Genomic DNA, 17,706 nt, shown 5'->3' with positions numbered 1-17,706 from the left:
TGTTCATGCTTTCTTTAAAAATTATTCAATCAACTCAAACTCCAAAACCTCACTTTCCGTTCCATTAATAATAATTGACAATTGATGTGTTCCTGTATGAAAAACACGAGTCGTAATCAATTTAAAAGATTGGTTTCTTTCAATCTTAGTTAATTGATTTGGATGATAAATCTTTTCGCTGATTTTGAAGACTTTTTTAGCCAAATGTCCTTTTGATTTTTTATAGTGAACAGCGTATTCTAAACGAACCGTTTTAGATTCTTTATTTTTATTATTTAAATGAAATTGAAACTGGAGATAATCGCCAATTTTAACCACGGGTGTTTTAATTTCGAAAGAAGAAAGCTCAATATTAGTGCTTTCTAAGCCATAATGGCTTAAAATTTCTGGATGTCCTTGCTTCAATAAAGTTCGTGAGCCATGTTTGATAATTCCGTCGGTTTCTTTGCTGTGGCCTTTCCATTTCGAAGCAATTTCTAATACGATTTGCGGATTATCTTTAGCAATATCATTTAAATTATTGGCAACACTTCTTCGAACATATTCTGAAGGATCATTTTTTAAGTTCTCCAAAATGGGAAGGATAGAAGAAGGATCTTTTTTTAGAAACGGAATCGCCATAGCCCAAGGTAATCTAGGGCGTGATCCTTCGCTTGCTAAACGGCGAACGTGATGGTTTTGGTGTAAAGACCATTTTGTCATTTCGTTAATCATTTGCTCTTTGTATTTTAAAATAAAAGGGCGAACGGCAAATTCGCAACTTATAAATTGAGTTACAGAAACAAAGGCTTTTTTTGAAGTTTCAAAATCGTCTAAACCATACATTTCAATATAATCGGCAAAGAAAATAAAAGCCAAATTACTGTCTGCAAAGTTATTTTTCCGTAAGTTTTCTATGATTTTGTCAATTAGAGAAACAGCTTCAGGAAAGTTTTGAGGCATAAATTGATGAAATACAACGGTTGTATGTTTCATTCTTTCTTTCCATTCTTTTTGAGCAAAATCACCTTCGTATATGACTTCAATAAATTTCTGTCTATTGAATGCAGGATACACTTCGGCAACAGCCTGACTAAATTTTTCGTAAAAAGAAACGGAGTAAATATCTTTAATTAATCCCATAAATTTTGCTTGATTGAACTTCAAAGATATTTAATTGAACGCTTATTAAGAGATTAAGTATTGTTAAGAATTGTAACTTTATTTTTCGGAATATCTTAATGGCTTAAAAAGAGATTTTTAATGTTTTGTGTAATTTTTCATGTTGCCGGAACTTTCAAATCCATAAAATATATCCTAATTTAGCAGTATTATTAAAAACAGAAAAATGATAAGCAAAGCTCAATTTCAAGCAGAATTAAAACTTTTAATCAGTAATGCCATTAGAGAAGATGTGGGACCAGGAGATTACAGTTCGCTGGCTTGTATTCCAGATACTGCTCATGGTCAGGCAAAACTATTGGTAAAAGATCAAGGAATCATTGCCGGAGTTGAATTGGCTAAGATGATATTTGAGCATGTAGATCCAAAACTAAAAGTGAAAACTTTTATCGAAGACGGAACACGTGTAGAATATGGCGAAATTGTTTTTGAAGTTTCTGGCAGCTCGCAATCTATTTTGAAAGCAGAAAGAGTAGTTCTGAATACCATGCAGAGAATGTCTGCAATTGCTACAAAAACCAATCATTTAATGGGACTTTTAGAAGGAACAAATGCAAAGATTTTAGACACGCGTAAAACGACTCCAAATTTTAGAGTTGCAGAGAAATGGGCTGTAAAAATTGGAGGTGGCGAAAATCATCGTTATGCTTTATACGATATGATTATGCTGAAAGACAATCATATTGATTTTGCTGGCGGAATTACACGCGCTATTTCTAAAACAAAAGAATATTTGAAAGAGAATAATCTTGATCTGAAAATTATTGTTGAAGCTCGTAATCTGGACGAAATTAGAGAAATTTTATTGAGCGATGGAGTTCATAGAATTCTGATAGACAACTTTAATTATGAAGATACAAAAACGGCAGTAAATTTGATTGGTTCAAAATGTCAGACAGAATCTTCTGGAAATATTAGCGAAAAAACAGTTCGCGAATATGCTTTATGCGGTGTAAATTATATTTCATCTGGCGCTTTGACACATTCTGTTTATAATATGGATTTGAGCTTGAAAGCTTTTTAATGAAGTTATAATTTTGAGTTATGAGTTTGGTTTTACAATATTCATTTAAAGAATAATCTAAAATCTCCCGATAGCTATCGGGACTAAAATCTAAAATCAAAAAATATGTCGAAAGAGATAGAAGATCGGATTGAGAAGCTGCCTGTAATACGCAATCTGGCCCGACTTTTTAAAAGAATAAAATTCCCTTGGTTAGAGGGATTTTCTTTGTATGATTTGCTCGAAATGTACACCATCGGAATTATTGATGGTGCATTTTCATATCATGCAAGCGCTGTTTCTTTTAGCTTTTTCATGGCATTATTTCCATTTGCTTTATTTATTTTAAACTTAATTCCGTTCATTCCAATAGATAATTTTCAGGAGGATTTTCTGCAGTTTGTGCAGCAAAGCGTTCCGCCAAATACTTTCGATGCGATTAGTAAAATTATCAGTGATATCTTAAATAATAGCCATTCCGGATTGTTATCGTCTGGATTTTTTCTTTCGATATTTTTAATGGCAAACGGAATTAACGGAATTTTAAGCGGTTTTGAATCCTCAAAACACGTTTTTGATAAACGAGGTTTTTTGCATCAATATTTAGTAGCTCTAGCCATTTCGCTCATAATGACAATAATTTTGTTTGTTACAGTGGCAACTATCGTAGTTTTTGAGGTCTTTATTCAGAAAACCATCATTCAAGATGTGCTGAGCGACCGAATCCCGCTTATTATTTTAGGACGATATTTATTTGTTATCTTAATGATTTTGATAACATCTTCAATATTATTGCGTTATGGTACAAAGCAGTATAACAAAGTGCCTTTTATTAGCATAGGTTCTGTTTTTACCACAGTCTTAATTGTTATATCTTCGTTTTTTTTTGGGATTTGGGTTATAAAATTTTCAAAATATAACGAACTTTATGGTTCTATTGGAACATTATTAATTCTAATGTTTTATATTTGGATAAACTGTATGATTCTGCTTTTAGGGTTCGAATTGAATGCTTCTATCAGAAAATTAAAACAAAAAAAAGAAAAATAATATGAAAAACTTGATGCTAACTATCGGAGTGTTCTTCTTTGCCCTAACCATGCAAAGTCAAAGTGTAATTGGAAAATGGAAGACAATCGACGATGAAACTGGCGAAGCAAAATCTATTGTAGAGATTTACGAGAAATCTGGAAAAATATATGGCAAAATTGTAGATATACTTCGCGAAAGCCACAAAAAAGATGTATGTGTAAAGTGTGAAGGTGCTGAAAAGAACAAACCAATTTTAGGAATGATTATTATAAACGGACTTAAAAAAGATGGTTCTGAATATAATGGAGGAACGATTTTGGACCCTACAAGCGGTAAAAAATACAAATGTTATGTTACTTTAGAATCTACAGATAAATTGAAACTTCGCGGTTATGTTGGAATTTCTTTAATGGGAAGAACACAATATTGGACGAGAGTCAAAAATTAATTAAAATCTAATGCGAAAATTAGCTACGATAGTTTTATTCTTGGTTATAGTTTCAAATAGCTTTGGACAATCTAAGAATTCGCCATTACAAATAAGTCATCTTACGGGTGACTTTTATGTTTATAGAACTTTTAACGATTATAAAGGGGTTAAGGTTTCTGCCAATGCTATGTACGTAGTTACTAAAGAGGGTGTTGTTCTTTTTGATGCTCCATGGGATAAAACGCAGTTTCAGCCGTTGTTGGATAGTATTGAGGCAAAACATAACAAGAAGGTAGTAATGGTTTTTGCTACGCATTCGCATGAAGATCGTGCAGGTGGATTGGATTTTTATAAGCAAAAAGGAATTAGAACTTATTCGGGTAAATTAACAGATGAAATTCTTAAAAAGAATAATGAAGGCAGAGCTGAATTTATAATTCCAGATGATGCAACTTTTACCGTAGGTCAATATACTTTTGAAGTATATTATCCGGGTAAAGGCCATGCGCCAGACAATATTGTAGTTTGGTTTGGAAAAGAGAAAATTCTTTATGGCGGATGTTTTATAAAAAGCGCTGAAGCAAAAGATTTAGGCAATTTAGGAGATGCTGATGTTAAAGAATGGGAAAGGTCTATTAAAAAAGTTCAGTCAAAATTTAAATATCCGAAGTATGTTATTCCGGGGCATGATGACGGAACGACAAGTGAATCTATAAATCATACTTTGAAGTTAGTTCAAGATTATAATCTTTCAAACAATACTTCTTCTAAATCAAGTCAGAAATAAATTAACTGACTTATAAAAAAAATCCATGCATTTCATTGAGGTCATTTTACCGCTTTCTTTAGCTAAAACATTTACATACCGAGTTTCTGAAGCTGAATTTCATTTTATTAAAAAAGGAATGCGCGTTGCTGTGCCATTTGGTAAAAGCAAAATATATACTGGACTTGTTTTAGATGTTCATGAAAATGCTCCAACTTTATATGAAGCCAAAGAAATTCATCAGATTTTAGATGAAAAACCAATTGCGACAGAAATTCAGATTAAACACTGGCTTTGGATTGCGGATTATTATATGTGCGGTATTGGCGACGTGTATCGCGGAGCATTTCCTAGCGGATTATTGCTAGAAAGCGAAACGATTATTTCGCATAAACCAGATGTTGTGGTAAATGACAGCGAACTTTCTGACGATGAGTTTCTAATTTACGAAGCTTTGCATCACCAGAGTTCGTTAAAGGTTCAGGAAATTGCTTCTATTTTAAATAGAAAAAATATACTTCCGATTTTGCAAAAACTGATTGCGAAGGATATCATTTTTTTGGATGAAGAAATAAAAGAAACATACAAGCCAAAGTTGGTCCGCTATGTAAAACTGCATTCAAAATACGAATCTGATAGCGGTTTGGAAGAATTGCTGACTGTATTGAAAAATGCCAATAAACAAAGGGAAATTGTTTTGGCTTATTTTCAAATTAGTGCTTCAGAAAAAAAGCCAATTACGGTAAAAAAACTTACCGAAGTTTCAAATGCAGGATCGGCAGCAGTAAAATCGTTAGTTGAAAAAGAAATATTTGAAGAATATTATTTGCAGCATGACCGTGTTACGTTTGATGGAGAAAAATCAGATAAAGAACTGTATTTAAGTGAAGCTCAGGAAAAAGCTTTTTCGGGAATAAAGGATAGTTTTTTAGAAAAAGAAGTGTGTCTCCTTCATGGCGTAACTTCTAGCGGAAAAACAGAGATTTACATTAAACTAATTGAAGAATATTTGGAAACAGGAAAGCAGGTTTTGTATCTCTTGCCTGAAATTGCACTTACGACACAGTTGGTTTCTAGATTGCGTCTTCATTTTGGTGATAAAGTGGCTGTTTTTCATTCTAAATATAGTAATAACGAAAGAGTTGAGGTTTGGAGGCAAACGCTAGAAAATTCTCCAAAAGCTCAAATTGTAATTGGGGCGAGATCGGCTCTGTTTTTGCCTTTTAATGATCTGGGATTTCTTATTGTTGATGAAGAGCATGAACAGACTTTTAAACAGACAGATCCTGCACCAAGATACCACGCTAGAGATGCGGCAATTGTTTTGGCTAATTTTCATAAGGCAAAAGTATTGTTGGGTTCAGCAACGCCTAGCATTGAAACCTATTTTAATACGCAAAATAATAAGTACGGATTGGTAACACTTTCTGAACGTTATAAAAATGTCCGCTTGCCTGAAGTGATTTTGGTTGATATAAAAGACAAGCATTTTAGAAAAAGAATGACAGGGCATTTTAGCGATCTTTTAATTGAAGAAATTGCAGAATCATTGTCGTTGGGCGAGCAGGTTATTTTGTTTCAAAATAGAAGAGGATATTCGCCTATAATTGAATGTTTGACTTGCGGACATGTTCCGCATTGCCAGCAGTGCGATGTGAGTTTGACTTATCATAAACATAAGAATCAGCTTCGCTGCCATTATTGTGGTTATTCAATTGCAAAACCGACTAATTGCCATAACTGTTCAAGTATAGATTTGACCACAAAAGGATTCGGAACAGAACAAATAGAGCAGGAGTTATCTTCACTTTTTCCTAAAGCGAAAACGGCTAGAATGGATCAAGATACCACCCGAGGTAAATTTGGTTTTGAAAAAATAATTGATACGTTTAAAAATCGTGAGATTGATATTTTAGTCGGCACACAAATGCTGGCCAAAGGACTTGATTTTGATAATGTTGGCCTAGTCGGAATTATGAATGCCGATAATATGTTGCATCATCCCGATTTTAGGGCTTTTGAGCGCAGTTTTCAGATGATGACACAAGTTGCAGGAAGAGCTGGAAGATCAGAAAAACAGGGAAAAGTTGTTATTCAGACTTACAATCCTAATCATAATACAATTCAGCAGGTTACCGATCATAACTATATAGGTATGTATAAGGAGCAGCTATATGATAGGCAAATCTATAGATATCCGCCTTATTTCAGGATTATAAAACTTACGCTAAAGCACAAAGATTTTGATAAACTGAAAGAGGGAGCGATGTGGCTGTATCAGGTTCTTAGCCAGAATTTAGGAATACCTGTTTTAGGTCCAGAAGAACCAGCGATAAGCAGAATACGAAATGAATATATTAGAACTATCTTGATTAAGATTCCGCAGAATCTTCATTTAGGAAACACAAAAAAAACTATTCAGAAAATGCTGAATAGTTTTGAAGCTGTGGCCCAATATAGAGCTATAAAAGTTGTAATTAATGTAGATTTCTATTAAGATGTTAATTAAGAAGAAGTTGAAAGTGCTTTTACAAGGTCTTCTTTTTTGTTTCGGCTTAAAGGTATCTTAGTAATTCCTATTTCGGCAAATTTACTGTTAAACCGTTCAACCTTATCTATATTAATAATGTACGATTTGTGAACACGGATAAATTTGTCTTTCGATAAATCATTTTCAAAAGATTTCATAGTAGAAAGAACCAGATTGCTGTCGTCTTCGGTCACTACTCTTACGTAATCTCCAAAAGCTTCAATCCATTTTATTTTTGAAGTAAAGATTTTAAGTTTTTTTAGATTACTTTTGATGAATATATGTTCGCCTTCTTCCTCTTTGATATCTTTTTTGAGCAAATGCATGTCGATAGCCCTTTTTACAGAGGCATTAAAGCGATCTACTGCAATTGGTTTTTGAAGATAATCGGTAGCGTCATAGTCGAAAGCTTTTAGAGCATATTCGGCTTTAGAAGTGATAAATATAATCTGCGGTTTTGATTTTAATCCGTCAAGGAAATCAAAGCCGTTAATAACTGGCATTTCTATGTCAAGAAATATTAAATCGATATTATTTAACGAGATACAACTTTTTGCTTCAATGGCATTAGAAAAATCCCCGATTAAATGCAAGCCTGGGTGATTATTTACCAATTTGGCAATAATTGTCCTTTGTATAGAACTATCATCTACAACAACACAGTTTAGTTTCATAACATTTAAATTTAGAATAAATTCAGGATAGCAGTAGTAAATGTATTATTTTTTTGTAAAAAAAACTAAACTTGAGGCATCTTTTTTGCATTATGACGAATAAAAGGAAAAAAGTGTTGCATATATAAATTAAATGCTTACTTTTGCACCCAATTTTAACAAATAAATTTTTTATTTATGAATCATTATGAAACTGTTTTCATTTTAAATCCCGTTTTATCTGAGGTTCAGGTGAAGGAAACAGTAACGAAATTTGAAGAATTTCTTACTAGTAGAGGAGCTGAAATGGTATCGAAAGAGGATTGGGGTCTTAAAAAAATGGCTTACGAAATCCAAAACAAAAAAAGTGGTTTTTATCACTTATTCGAATTCAAAGTAGCTGGAGAAGTTCTTTTAGCTTTTGAAACTGAATTCAGACGTGATGAAAGAGTTATGCGTTTCTTAACTGTAAGTTTAGATAAACATGCTATTTCATGGGCTGAGAGAAGAAGAGCAAAATTAAAATCTACTAAAGCGTAATTATTATGTCTACAATTGAGCAATCTGCAAAAGGAAAAAAAGACGGAGATATCAGATATTTAACGCCTTTAAACATTGAAACTAACAAAACTAAAAAGTATTGCCGTTTCAAAAAATCAGGAATCAAATACATCGATTATAAAGATGCTGATTTCTTATTGAAATTCGTTAACGAGCAAGGAAAAATTCTTCCTCGTCGTTTAACTGGAACTTCATTAAAATACCAAAGAAAAGTTTCTGTAGCTGTAAAAAGAGCTCGTCACTTAGCTTTAATGCCATACGTGGCCGATTTATTAAAATAGTATAAAAATCTAGTCGCTGGTTTCTGTTGAAGCAGAACCTAACTTCTAAAATATAAGGACAACAACATGGAAATTATTTTAAAACAAGACGTACAGAACTTAGGATTTAAAGATGATGTAGTATCTGTAAAACCTGGTTACGGTCGTAACTTTTTAATTCCTCAAGGTTTTGCTACTTTAGCAACTCCTTCTGCTAAAAAAGTTTTAGCTGAAAACCTAAAACAAAGAGCACACAAAGAAGCTAAAATTGTTGCTGATGCTAAATCATTGGCTGAAGCAATTAAAGCTCTTGAAATTAAAATTTCTGCAAAAGCTGGTGGAGAGAAACTTTTTGGTTCTATCACAAACATCGACATTGCTGAAGCTTTAGAAAAATCTGGAAACGCTATCGACAGAAAATTCATCACTAGTGGTATCGTAAAACGTACTGGAAAATACAGTGCAAGTATCCGTTTACACAGAGATGTAATTGTTGAGTTACCATACGAAATTGTTGCTGAAAAGTAATAGTTTTTAAATCTATACTAAAATCCCGATGTAAATCGGGATTTTTTTGTTTAATACAGAACTGACATTAATAATTAGATTTATGGCTGGGGCTTAGGGCTTACAGTGTAAAGTATAAAGCTTAAAAAGAAATGAAATACGCAAGATTAACAAAAGAACAATTTGATGAGTTACATGCTGAATTCGCCAGTTTTTTGGCTACACAAGCAATAGATAGAAAAGAGTGGGAAGAATTGAAAGTTAATAAGCCAGAAGTTGCAGAACAGGAACTCGATGTTTTTTCAGATTTGATCTGGGAAGGGGTATTGTCTAGAGCAGAATATTTAGAGCATTTTTCTAAAAATCATATCTTTTTATTTCATTGTTTTGATACTTATATCCAATCTATTGTTTTAAAATCCTTTTCTCCTGAAGTTGATTTTTTAACCAAAGACGGACTTCAATGGTTGAGCGATAATATGTTTACCGATAATATTGAAATGAAAACAGGAAAGAAGGTGTTTACAGAGGAGCGAAATTCTTCAATTTTTGAATTGATTAGACAAGGTGCTTTTTTAAGCGATGGTCAATTATTTAATCAAATTAATACCATTATCGAATCATAAGTTTAGTTTCTCAAATTTTTAAGATGGCAAGCAATTCATAAATAATTGTTTGCCATTTTTTTGTTTTTTAACTTTTGTTTAATGTTTTTCTAAATTTTGACCCCGTATTTCTACGCGTTTTTTTTAAATCTTTCAAAGTATTTTAAAAATGGAAATTTTTTATAAAATACTACTATTTTGGACGTTGTAATAAAGAGTTTTATCGATAAATCTGTAATTAATGTAAGATTATACTTTGATTATATCGATTTAACATATTTTGTTTAATATTTTTTGCAATGAATAAATAGCAAGGAAATTATGTTAAAGACGGCGATTTTTCTAATGTTTTGCGTTGCCTATAACTTCGGAATTGAAGTTTTAAGAATAAATTATAAGAATTTTAGGCTTGTTTTATGTTTTTGTTTTTCCTAATTTTAGGTAACAAAAGTTAAACAAAGTTTTTCTTTTGACTTTCTAAACATAAAGGGTAAATTTTTCTCCTAATTGTTGAGATCGAAATTATAAATATTAAATGATAACTTAATAAGTCTGCGTATGGAATTGACAATTACTTTCTTTATCAAATGTACTTTAGTTGTTTACTTTATTTTAGCTTTATTTTTTACTCTATTAAGCTTACTTCATCTCGGCGATTATTTTAACCGTTATACGATATTTAATTTTTCAAAAAGTTTACGTTTTGGTTTGCTGTCTTATAATTACCCCATTGGGTGAGTCAAATTATAAGGAGCAATAATTTTATTGCATATAATGTAGATTCTAATCTAGCTATTGCGGCTCGATATTTTTAGGAATGACTAATCAACTTTCGCTAAAAAGAATGAATTGACTATATAAGAATCCCCCAGTTCTACTTCAACCAAAATTTTCATTATGAAAATTAGACCTGCAACAAATCACTCCTCTGGGAAAACTGATTACAATCATTTTTCCTCAAAAAAAGCGGAACTTATTTTATCTCAGAGAGATCGAATTTGTTCTCCGGTATATTTCGGTATACTGAATTCAGCATAATTTTTTTTCTAAAACAGAGTTTAACAGCTTTTTTATAAGTTGATATATTTTGTTTTAACTGTTTGATTTTTAATTGATTGTTTAATTGTGTAAGTGCGTGCACTTATTGCAAGAGGTGTTTTATTGTCCATTTTCTAATCTTCCAAATTATGAAAAAAAAAATTACTTTTTGTAATCTCTTTCAAAAGAGATTATTGGGACTTTTAACTTTATTCTTTATATGCACTAATGCATTCTCTCAGACTATTTGTAGACCTGTGTCTCAGACAAATAGTGCGGGAGGAGGGCTTTTGTGTTTAGGAGTAGATGTTAACAGTCCTGCCAATGCTTTTGATAGCGCTGGCTTATCCACCTATGCGACCTTATCAAATGGTGTTGCAGTAGCTGGGTGTTTTGCAGAAGAAACATTGACCTTAAATCAAACGGCCCGAGCCGGTGACCAAGTTGCAATATACATTGGTACTGGCAATGGATTGCTTGATTTAAGTTTGTTATCAAATGCCACGGTTCAGGCTAAAAATTCTGGAACCAATGTAGGTTCAAGTGTGGCTTTAAATAGTCCGCTTTTGAATTTGAGTTTGCTAAGCGGCAATACTGTTGCCGTTGCAAAATTTCCTATTACGGGTGATACCAATCAAATTCAAATTCAAGTTGGAGGAGGTGTGTTAGCTCTTTTAACAAGCTTAAGGGTTTACGATGTTAGACTTGAATTTGCACAACCAACTGTCTCTGGTGGTTTAACACAGACTGTTTGTGCTGGAGCTCCTATAACTCTCACAGCTACTCCAGCTGCTGGTACTACGTTAGCTTGGTATAGTTCTGAATTTTCTACGACAGCTTTAGCAGTGGGAAATACTTATACAACTCCTGCTTTAACAGGAAATACGACATATTATATAGGAATAACTAGAGCCGCAGGTTGCGAAGGGAATGTTCGTGTGCCAGTCGTTTTAAATGTTTCTAATCCAGTTGCACCTGCTTATAGCAATGTGGGAACCACAGTTTGTTCTACTGGTGCAACACAACAAACTACATTATCGTTAGTTAATGCTGTGCCTGGAACAACCTATAATTGGTTTTCTTCGCCAACGGGTGGTTTATCTCTAGCGAGTGGAACTACTTATTCTCCAACAGTGCCTTTAGGAACGACTTCATTTTATGTAGAAGCTTCTATTGGAAGCTGCATTAGTCCGACTCGTACTAAGATTGATGTTGTTTCTACAGCTGTACCAGTTACACCGACAGTTCTCACTCAAAGTGTAACTATACAATCTGGGCAGAATGCAACTTTAAATGCCACAACTTCAGAAGTTGGGGCACAATTAAATTGGTACGAAACGGCTACTGGCGGAACAGCAGTTGCAACAAATACAGCCACTTTTACAACGCCAATTTTAACAGCTACTAAAACCTATTATGTTGAAGCGCAAAGCCCAAATGGAAATTGCGTTAGTGCTACAAGGGTACCAGTTACTGTTACGGTTCAACCATCAGCTTTAGGAGGATGTCTTGAAGCCAGCAGTCAGGTAACTAGCCAAGTGGGAATATGTTTATTGTGTAATGCTACAAATCCGAATTTCTCTGTAGACGGAAATCCTGCAACTGCAGCAAGATTGACTATTCCTGCTAATGTAGTAGGATCTATGCAGCAAACATTACAATTTACTAATCCCGGTAAAGCAGGAGATCGTGTTGATGTTGACTTAGAATTGCCAGGAGGTTTAGCCGATGTTCAGTTATTAAGCGTGATTAGTTTGGCAACCTATAATGGAGCTACTTATAATAATGATAGAGTTGCAATTAATAATCCTCTAATTACTTTGCAATTATTAAGTGGTACTAAATATAGAGCTAGCATTACGGCTGGTGCCAATTTTGACCGTGTAGAGGTTCGTTTAGGGGGTGTGGCAGGTCTTTTAACTAATTTAGACATTTATCAGGCCGCTTATACTTATAAAGCGCCGGCTGTTTCTGGAAATACCACTATTTGTAGCGGGACAACTACTACTTTAACTGCTGCACTTGCAATAGGGGAAACAATTAATTGGTATAATGTTCCTACAGGAGGTACTTCATTAGCCTCGACAGCATCTTATACAACGCCAGCTTTAACTGCGCCAGCGACTTATTATCTTGAAGTTACAAGAAACGGCTGTGTGAATAGCGAAAGATCTTCGGTTCAGGTATTGATTGATAATCCTGTTGCGCCAGCTGTTACGCCAACTCCAGTAAATCTTTGTGCGGGACAGACATCTACTATTACAGTGCAGGCACCTGTGGCCGGGACTACATATAATTGGTATGATATAGGCGGGAATTTAGTATTTACAGGCAATGTTTTTACAACTCCAGCATTGAATGCGACGACAGATTATTTTGTAGAAGGAGTAATAGGAAATTGTTCTAGTCCAACTCGTACTAAGGTTACGCTTAATGTTAATCCAGTACCAGCTACGCCTACTGTAGCATCATCAACAGTAGTTATTCAGTCAGGACAGGTAGTGACTTTACAAGTTTCTAATCCTGTTTCTCAAATTGCTTATGACTGGTATGATGTACCAACAGGAGGAATAGCTCTCGTAACTGGCAGCCCTAGTTACACACCATCACCAGCTTTAACAGCTGACAAGACATTTTATGTTGTTGCTAGAAATAATTCTGATTGTGTAAGCACTACTAGAACAGCAATTAATGTTGTGGTAACTCCTCCAGCAGTAATTACTTCTTGTTTACGACCTTTTCAGCAAACAATTTCTACAAATGGATTATGTATTGGTTGTGCAGCTGTTTTAGGTACTGAAGGAAATTCAGTAGACAATGATTTTGATACTGCAACGACTCTTCGAAACGTAGTTGGAGTGGGAGCTTATATACAGCAAAAACTAGACTTTTCGAATTTTGGATTTGCGGGAGATATTATTGAAGTAGAACTTGGTTTGCCTACGGGAGTCTTAGATATTGGTGCTCTTTCATATATTACTCTAGAAAGTTATAATGGAGGAACAAATAATGGTGACGGAGCCTCTATCAATAATCTTTTAAATGTGCAGCTTTTAGGAGGAAATCGTTTTAGAGCTAGTTTTGTTGCTGGGAATACTTTTTCTGGAGTGCAAGTGCGTTTAGGAGGGGTTGCTTCAGTTTTAAGCGAATTGGATATTTATGGTGCTTCATTTAAATATAAAGAAGCTGCTATTACGGGTATATCACCTGCAATTTGTTCTGGACAATCGGCAAATTTAACTGCCACTACTACTGCAGGAGATACTATTAATTGGTATGCTGACGCGAGCGGTGGAACTGCTTTAGCAACAAATACAAGCACTTATAATACTGGTGCATTAGCATCAACAACTACTTTTTATATAGAGGCGGTAAGAGGAATATGTATAAATAGTGTTCGTCAGCCTGTTACTGTTCCTGTTTTACAAATCCCAACAGAGGCAAATATTGTAGTAGCAAGTCCTATTGAAGCTACTTGTACTGGAACAGCGACTATAGCACCTACTTCAACAATTGCAGGATCTACATTTAGATATTATAAAGATCAAAATAAAGGAACGGAAATTGTAGATGGAAGTGTAGATGGAACTATAACATTTGCAAAAGATCCTATTACAGGTGTACTTTCATTAACTGGTTTAAGTGCTTTGAATGCTCCTTACAATTTATATATATCTGCAGTTAACGGAGGTACTTGTGAGAATGTGAATGGAGATTTAAAACAAGTAACGGTTAATTTTCCTTCCATTTCACCTTCTCCAAATATCACTGCGACATTACAAGCATGCGGAAGTGCGAATTTAAGAAACGCAATCACAAATTACGATTCAAATGTAACTTATACATTCTATAATTCTTCAAATACTTTAATAACTGCCGAAGATGCATCTAATATTACAGTAAATGGCGTTTACTTTATAGAAGCGCAAAGTACAACAAGTACTTGTCCATCTGCTAGACAATCTGTAACAGTTACGATTGATGTATTACCTACTTTAACGGTAACTGATCCACAAGAATCTGTAAATGTAGGAATAGATGTTTCGTTAGTAGCTACTTCGACAGGAACTGTTACATGGTTTAATCAGCAAGGAGTCGCGATTGCAGGACCTCCATTTACAACCGGTCCATTAAATACACCTGGGGTTTATACTTACACAGTTGTAGCAACTAATGGGTCTTGTATTGTAACTGCAACTAAGATTATCAATGTGATAGATCTTACAAGCTGTCAAAACTTAACAGAACGAGTTTATGCAACAGGACAAACTGAAGGCACTATAATTAGCGGGGATGTTACAAACAATACAAATGCAGTTGACGGTAATCCTCAGACATTCTCAACAATTACTACAGGTTTAGGACTTTTGGGAGTTGGTACTACATGGCAAAATTTAACATGGCCAGCGAATATCGCGAAAGGTACTCCGGTGACAGTTAAATTAGGTTCTGAATATAGTTTATTGGCTGTTGGTCAGAATTTATCAGTGGTAGGTACAAAAAATGGAGTGCTTATCGGTACAGGTCAGTCAGTAAAAGGATCATTATTAAATTTACTTTCAGGTGATAACACTTATGAATTTACTTTTGTTCCATCAGATGCATCAGGTCCGCAAGATTATGATGGTATTCGTATTGTATCATCTTCAATTGCAAGTGTTGCTCAAAACACAAAAGTATTTGATGCTTATTATAAAAAGCCTGTTACTTCAGTAACTTGTACATCAGGTGATATTCAAGATATTTTTTATGGCGCAACTGATTTAGGAATTGGAGCTGCAACTGCTTTGGTTGGAGTAAGTGATGTTTGGAATATTGCAGATAAAGATGTATCTACTTTTGCAACAATGTATAATGGAGTGGGCGCTTTGGCTGCAGCAGATCTAACGGTGCAATTTAAAACACCTTCTGTTCTTAGTGATACCTTAAGAATTGTGGTTTCTAAACCAGGGACACTTTTAACTGTTGGTGTGCTTACGGGATTTTCAGTTCAACGCTATTTAGGAAATGTGGCAGTTGGTAATGAAATCTACAGTAATAGTAGTTTGTTAAGCATAAAATTATTGCCAGGAAATTCTTTGGCAATGGTATTGGTATCTTCACCAACAGAAATTTACGATAGAGTTAGAATCCGTTTAGGCGGTGCCGTAGGAGTTTTAGATTTCTTAAGAGTTCATACTGTAGAGAGAACGGCCAATACAACAGTCATTGGAGCTGATCCGCAGAATAAAATTGCGGTCTGTCCGGGAACCGATATAACGCTCCAAATTCCTGAAGTAGCTTGTTCAACCTATCTTTGGTATGATGCTGAAACTGGAGGGAATCAAGTAGGAAGCGGACCAACTTTTACCGTTCCAGCAGACCTGACAGCAGGTATTTATAGATATTATGTACAGCCAGTACGTTATGGCTGTCAAGATTATGCAAGAGGAGAAGTTACTGTCGAAGTAAAAGCTTCTGCTCCAGTAAATGCTTTAACAGATATTACTTTAAACGGAGGAACAACAACATCAATTTGTGCTGCTTCTGGAACTGTTACTTTGGCAACAAGTTTAAGCGGAACGCCAGTTTTAACAAATCCTGTTTATCATTGGTATCGTTTTGATGGAACAACAAGTCAGTTAATAACAGGTGAAACAACTGCACAATTAATAGTAAACGGATTGGCTCCTGGAACTTATACTTATTTTGTAGGAGTGAGTTCTGATCAATTTTGTGAAACTGCGGCAGCAGACAGAAAACAAATTACATTCACTATTTTACCTCCTTCAACAGTAAACGATATTACAGTTGACGACGTGACAGTTTGTAATGGTGTTCCAGCATCATTAACTCCTTCTGCTCCAACTTTAACTAGTCCAGTATTCACTTGGTACTTAGATGCTAATAAAACACAGCCAATTACAAATGGAGCTGTAATAGCGGGAGTTACTTATGCTATAGATGCTGCTGGTATTTTAACCGTTACAGGTTTAACAAAAGCAGTAAGCCCTATAACATATTACGTAGCTGTTGCAAGTGCTAATACCTGCGAAAATTTAGCAGGAACATTGCAAGATGCTGTGATAATTGTTAGCGATCCAAATACGCCAACAACTACAAATAGCACTCAGAATTTCTGTTTGATAAATGCACCAACTGTTGCAAATATTCAAGTGAATGAAAGCAATGTAATTTGGTATGATGCAGCGATAGGAGGAAATGTAATTGCTTCGACTACTCCATTAGTAAGCAGAATTTATTATGGAGCAGCAACTGATGCGGTTACGTTATGTGAAAGCTCTTTAAGATTGCAAGTAACTGTTAACGTCAATGATCCAGGAACACCTACATTAGTAACAGCAGGAGTGCAAAACTTCTGTAAGGAAGATCTTCCGACATTTGCTAGTGTTCAGTTCAATCAAACAAATATTGTGTGGTATACAGCGATTACAGGCGGAACGTTGATTCCATCTAATACGGCTCTAACCACAGGCCAATATTTTGCAGCAATCTCAGATCCGACAACAGGCTGCGAGAGCGCTACAAGATTACCAGTTGATGTAATTGTAAGCGATCCGGGAACACCGACTTTGGTAACGGCAGGGCCACAAAGTTTCTGTAAAGAAGATCTTCCAACATTTGCAAGTATTCAGACAAATGAAACCAACATAGTTTGGTATACAGCGATAACAGGCGGAACATTGATCCCATCTACAACAGCTTTGACAACAGGACAATATTTTGCCGCAATCTCAGATCCAGCAACAGGCTGCGAGAGCGCTTTAAGATTGACAGTTGATGTGATAGTTAATGATCCAGGAACGCCGACATTGGTGACTGCTGGAACGCAAAATTTCTGTAAGGAAGACCTTCCGACATTTGCGAGTGTTCAGTTCAATCAAGCTAACATTGTTTGGTATACAGCGATAACAGGCGGAACATTGATTCCATCTACAACAGCTCTAACAACAGGCCAGTATTTTGCTGCAATCTCAGATCCTGCAACAGGCTGCGAGAGCGCTTCAAGATTGACAGTTGATGTGATTGTAAATGATCCTGGAACTCCAACATTGGTGAATGCAGGAACGCAAAATTTCTGTCTGGCTAATGCGCCAACATTTGCGAGTGTTCAGTTCAATCAAGCTAACATTGTTTGGTATACAGCTTTAACAGGCGGA

General features: G+C 34.9%; 12 protein-coding genes. 10 read left to right on the top strand and 2 right to left on the bottom strand.

Going from position 1 to position 17,706, the window contains the following annotated elements; all coding sequences use genetic code 11:
• Positions 1 to 21: 21 nt before the first annotated feature.
• Positions 22 to 1,122, bottom strand: a complete 1,101-nt coding sequence (locus DM397_RS07640) for a DNA alkylation repair protein (protein WP_111376964.1) — start codon at positions 1,120 to 1,122, stop codon at positions 22 to 24.
• 205 nt (positions 1,123 to 1,327) lie between these two features.
• Between DM397_RS07640 and nadC the strand changes: the two genes are divergently transcribed.
• The 5 genes from nadC (at position 1,328) to priA (ending at position 6,889) form a co-directional block, all read left to right on the top strand.
• Positions 1,328 to 2,185: a carboxylating nicotinate-nucleotide diphosphorylase gene (gene nadC / locus DM397_RS07635; RefSeq protein WP_111376963.1), complete on the top strand. Its 858-nt coding sequence runs from the start codon at positions 1,328 to 1,330 to the stop codon at positions 2,183 to 2,185.
• A gap of 105 nt (positions 2,186 to 2,290) precedes the next feature.
• Complete coding sequence (locus tag DM397_RS07630; RefSeq protein ID WP_111376962.1) at positions 2,291 to 3,214, top strand: YihY/virulence factor BrkB family protein; 924 nt, start codon at positions 2,291 to 2,293, stop codon at positions 3,212 to 3,214.
• 1 nt (position 3,215) lies between these two features.
• Positions 3,216 to 3,644, top strand: a complete 429-nt coding sequence (locus DM397_RS07625) for a DUF2147 domain-containing protein (protein WP_111376961.1) — start codon at positions 3,216 to 3,218, stop codon at positions 3,642 to 3,644.
• A gap of 10 nt (positions 3,645 to 3,654) precedes the next feature.
• Complete coding sequence (bla-B1-FLAV, locus tag DM397_RS07620; protein ID WP_111376960.1) at positions 3,655 to 4,413, top strand: subclass B1 metallo-beta-lactamase; 759 nt, start codon at positions 3,655 to 3,657, stop codon at positions 4,411 to 4,413.
• Between the two features lie 25 nt (positions 4,414 to 4,438).
• The gene (priA, locus tag DM397_RS07615) at positions 4,439 to 6,889 is read left to right on the top strand and encodes a replication restart helicase PriA (RefSeq protein WP_111376959.1); all 2,451 of its coding nucleotides are present in this window, start codon (positions 4,439 to 4,441) and stop codon (positions 6,887 to 6,889) included.
• Between the two features lie 8 nt (positions 6,890 to 6,897).
• Here the strand turns inward: priA and DM397_RS07610 are convergent, their stop codons facing one another.
• The gene (locus tag DM397_RS07610) at positions 6,898 to 7,596 is read right to left on the bottom strand and encodes a LytR/AlgR family response regulator transcription factor (RefSeq protein ID WP_008463025.1); all 699 of its coding nucleotides are present in this window, start codon (positions 7,594 to 7,596) and stop codon (positions 6,898 to 6,900) included.
• 177 nt (positions 7,597 to 7,773) lie between these two features.
• On the opposite strand from DM397_RS07610, the gene rpsF reads away from it, so the two are divergent.
• The 5 genes from rpsF to DM397_RS07585 all read left to right on the top strand — a co-directional run.
• Positions 7,774 to 8,115, top strand: coding sequence for a 30S ribosomal protein S6 (gene rpsF, locus DM397_RS07605; protein ID WP_068842999.1), 342 nt, complete (start codon positions 7,774 to 7,776; stop codon positions 8,113 to 8,115).
• A 5-nt stretch (positions 8,116 to 8,120) separates the two neighbouring features.
• Positions 8,121 to 8,417, top strand: coding sequence for a 30S ribosomal protein S18 (rpsR, locus tag DM397_RS07600; protein WP_002987043.1), 297 nt, complete (start codon positions 8,121 to 8,123; stop codon positions 8,415 to 8,417).
• Positions 8,418 to 8,483: 66 nt separating this feature from the next.
• Positions 8,484 to 8,924 (top strand): 50S ribosomal protein L9, encoded by a 441-nt coding sequence (gene rplI / locus DM397_RS07595; protein WP_111366389.1) that lies wholly within the window; start codon positions 8,484 to 8,486, stop codon positions 8,922 to 8,924.
• A 131-nt stretch (positions 8,925 to 9,055) separates the two neighbouring features.
• Positions 9,056 to 9,529, top strand: a complete 474-nt coding sequence (locus DM397_RS07590) for a DUF6495 family protein (protein WP_111376958.1) — start codon at positions 9,056 to 9,058, stop codon at positions 9,527 to 9,529.
• A gap of 1,166 nt (positions 9,530 to 10,695) precedes the next feature.
• Positions 10,696 to 17,706, top strand: a 7,011-nt coding sequence (locus DM397_RS07585) for an immunoglobulin domain-containing protein (RefSeq protein ID WP_111377089.1), incomplete at its 3' end; no start/stop codon positions are given.

The sequence above is a fragment of the Flavobacterium nitrogenifigens genome (genome assembly GCF_003254565.1).
GTDB classification, from domain to species: Bacteria; Bacteroidota; Bacteroidia; order Flavobacteriales; family Flavobacteriaceae; genus Flavobacterium; species Flavobacterium nitrogenifigens.
Note: the sequence above shows the minus strand (reverse complement) of the source record. Positions and strands in the feature narration are given on the sequence as shown.

What these genes read in the sequence shown, in the direction of transcription:
- DM397_RS07640 (WP_111376964.1), bottom strand. Translation starts at nt 1,122, where the DNA reads ATGGGATTAATTAAAGATATTTACTCCGTTTCTTTTTACGAAAAATTT.
- priA (WP_111376959.1), top strand. Translation starts at nt 4,439, where the DNA reads ATGCATTTCATTGAGGTCATTTTACCGCTTTCTTTAGCTAAAACATTT.
- rpsR (WP_002987043.1), top strand. Translation starts at nt 8,121, where the DNA reads ATGTCTACAATTGAGCAATCTGCAAAAGGAAAAAAAGACGGAGATATC.
- DM397_RS07590 (WP_111376958.1), top strand. Translation starts at nt 9,056, where the DNA reads ATGAAATACGCAAGATTAACAAAAGAACAATTTGATGAGTTACATGCT.
- DM397_RS07630 (WP_111376962.1), top strand. Translation starts at nt 2,291, where the DNA reads ATGTCGAAAGAGATAGAAGATCGGATTGAGAAGCTGCCTGTAATACGC.
- nadC (WP_111376963.1), top strand. Translation starts at nt 1,328, where the DNA reads ATGATAAGCAAAGCTCAATTTCAAGCAGAATTAAAACTTTTAATCAGT.
- DM397_RS07610 (WP_008463025.1), bottom strand. Translation starts at nt 7,596, where the DNA reads ATGAAACTAAACTGTGTTGTTGTAGATGATAGTTCTATACAAAGGACA.
- DM397_RS07625 (WP_111376961.1), top strand. Translation starts at nt 3,216, where the DNA reads ATGAAAAACTTGATGCTAACTATCGGAGTGTTCTTCTTTGCCCTAACC.
- rplI (WP_111366389.1), top strand. Translation starts at nt 8,484, where the DNA reads ATGGAAATTATTTTAAAACAAGACGTACAGAACTTAGGATTTAAAGAT.
- rpsF (WP_068842999.1), top strand. Translation starts at nt 7,774, where the DNA reads ATGAATCATTATGAAACTGTTTTCATTTTAAATCCCGTTTTATCTGAG.
- bla-B1-FLAV (WP_111376960.1), top strand. Translation starts at nt 3,655, where the DNA reads ATGCGAAAATTAGCTACGATAGTTTTATTCTTGGTTATAGTTTCAAAT.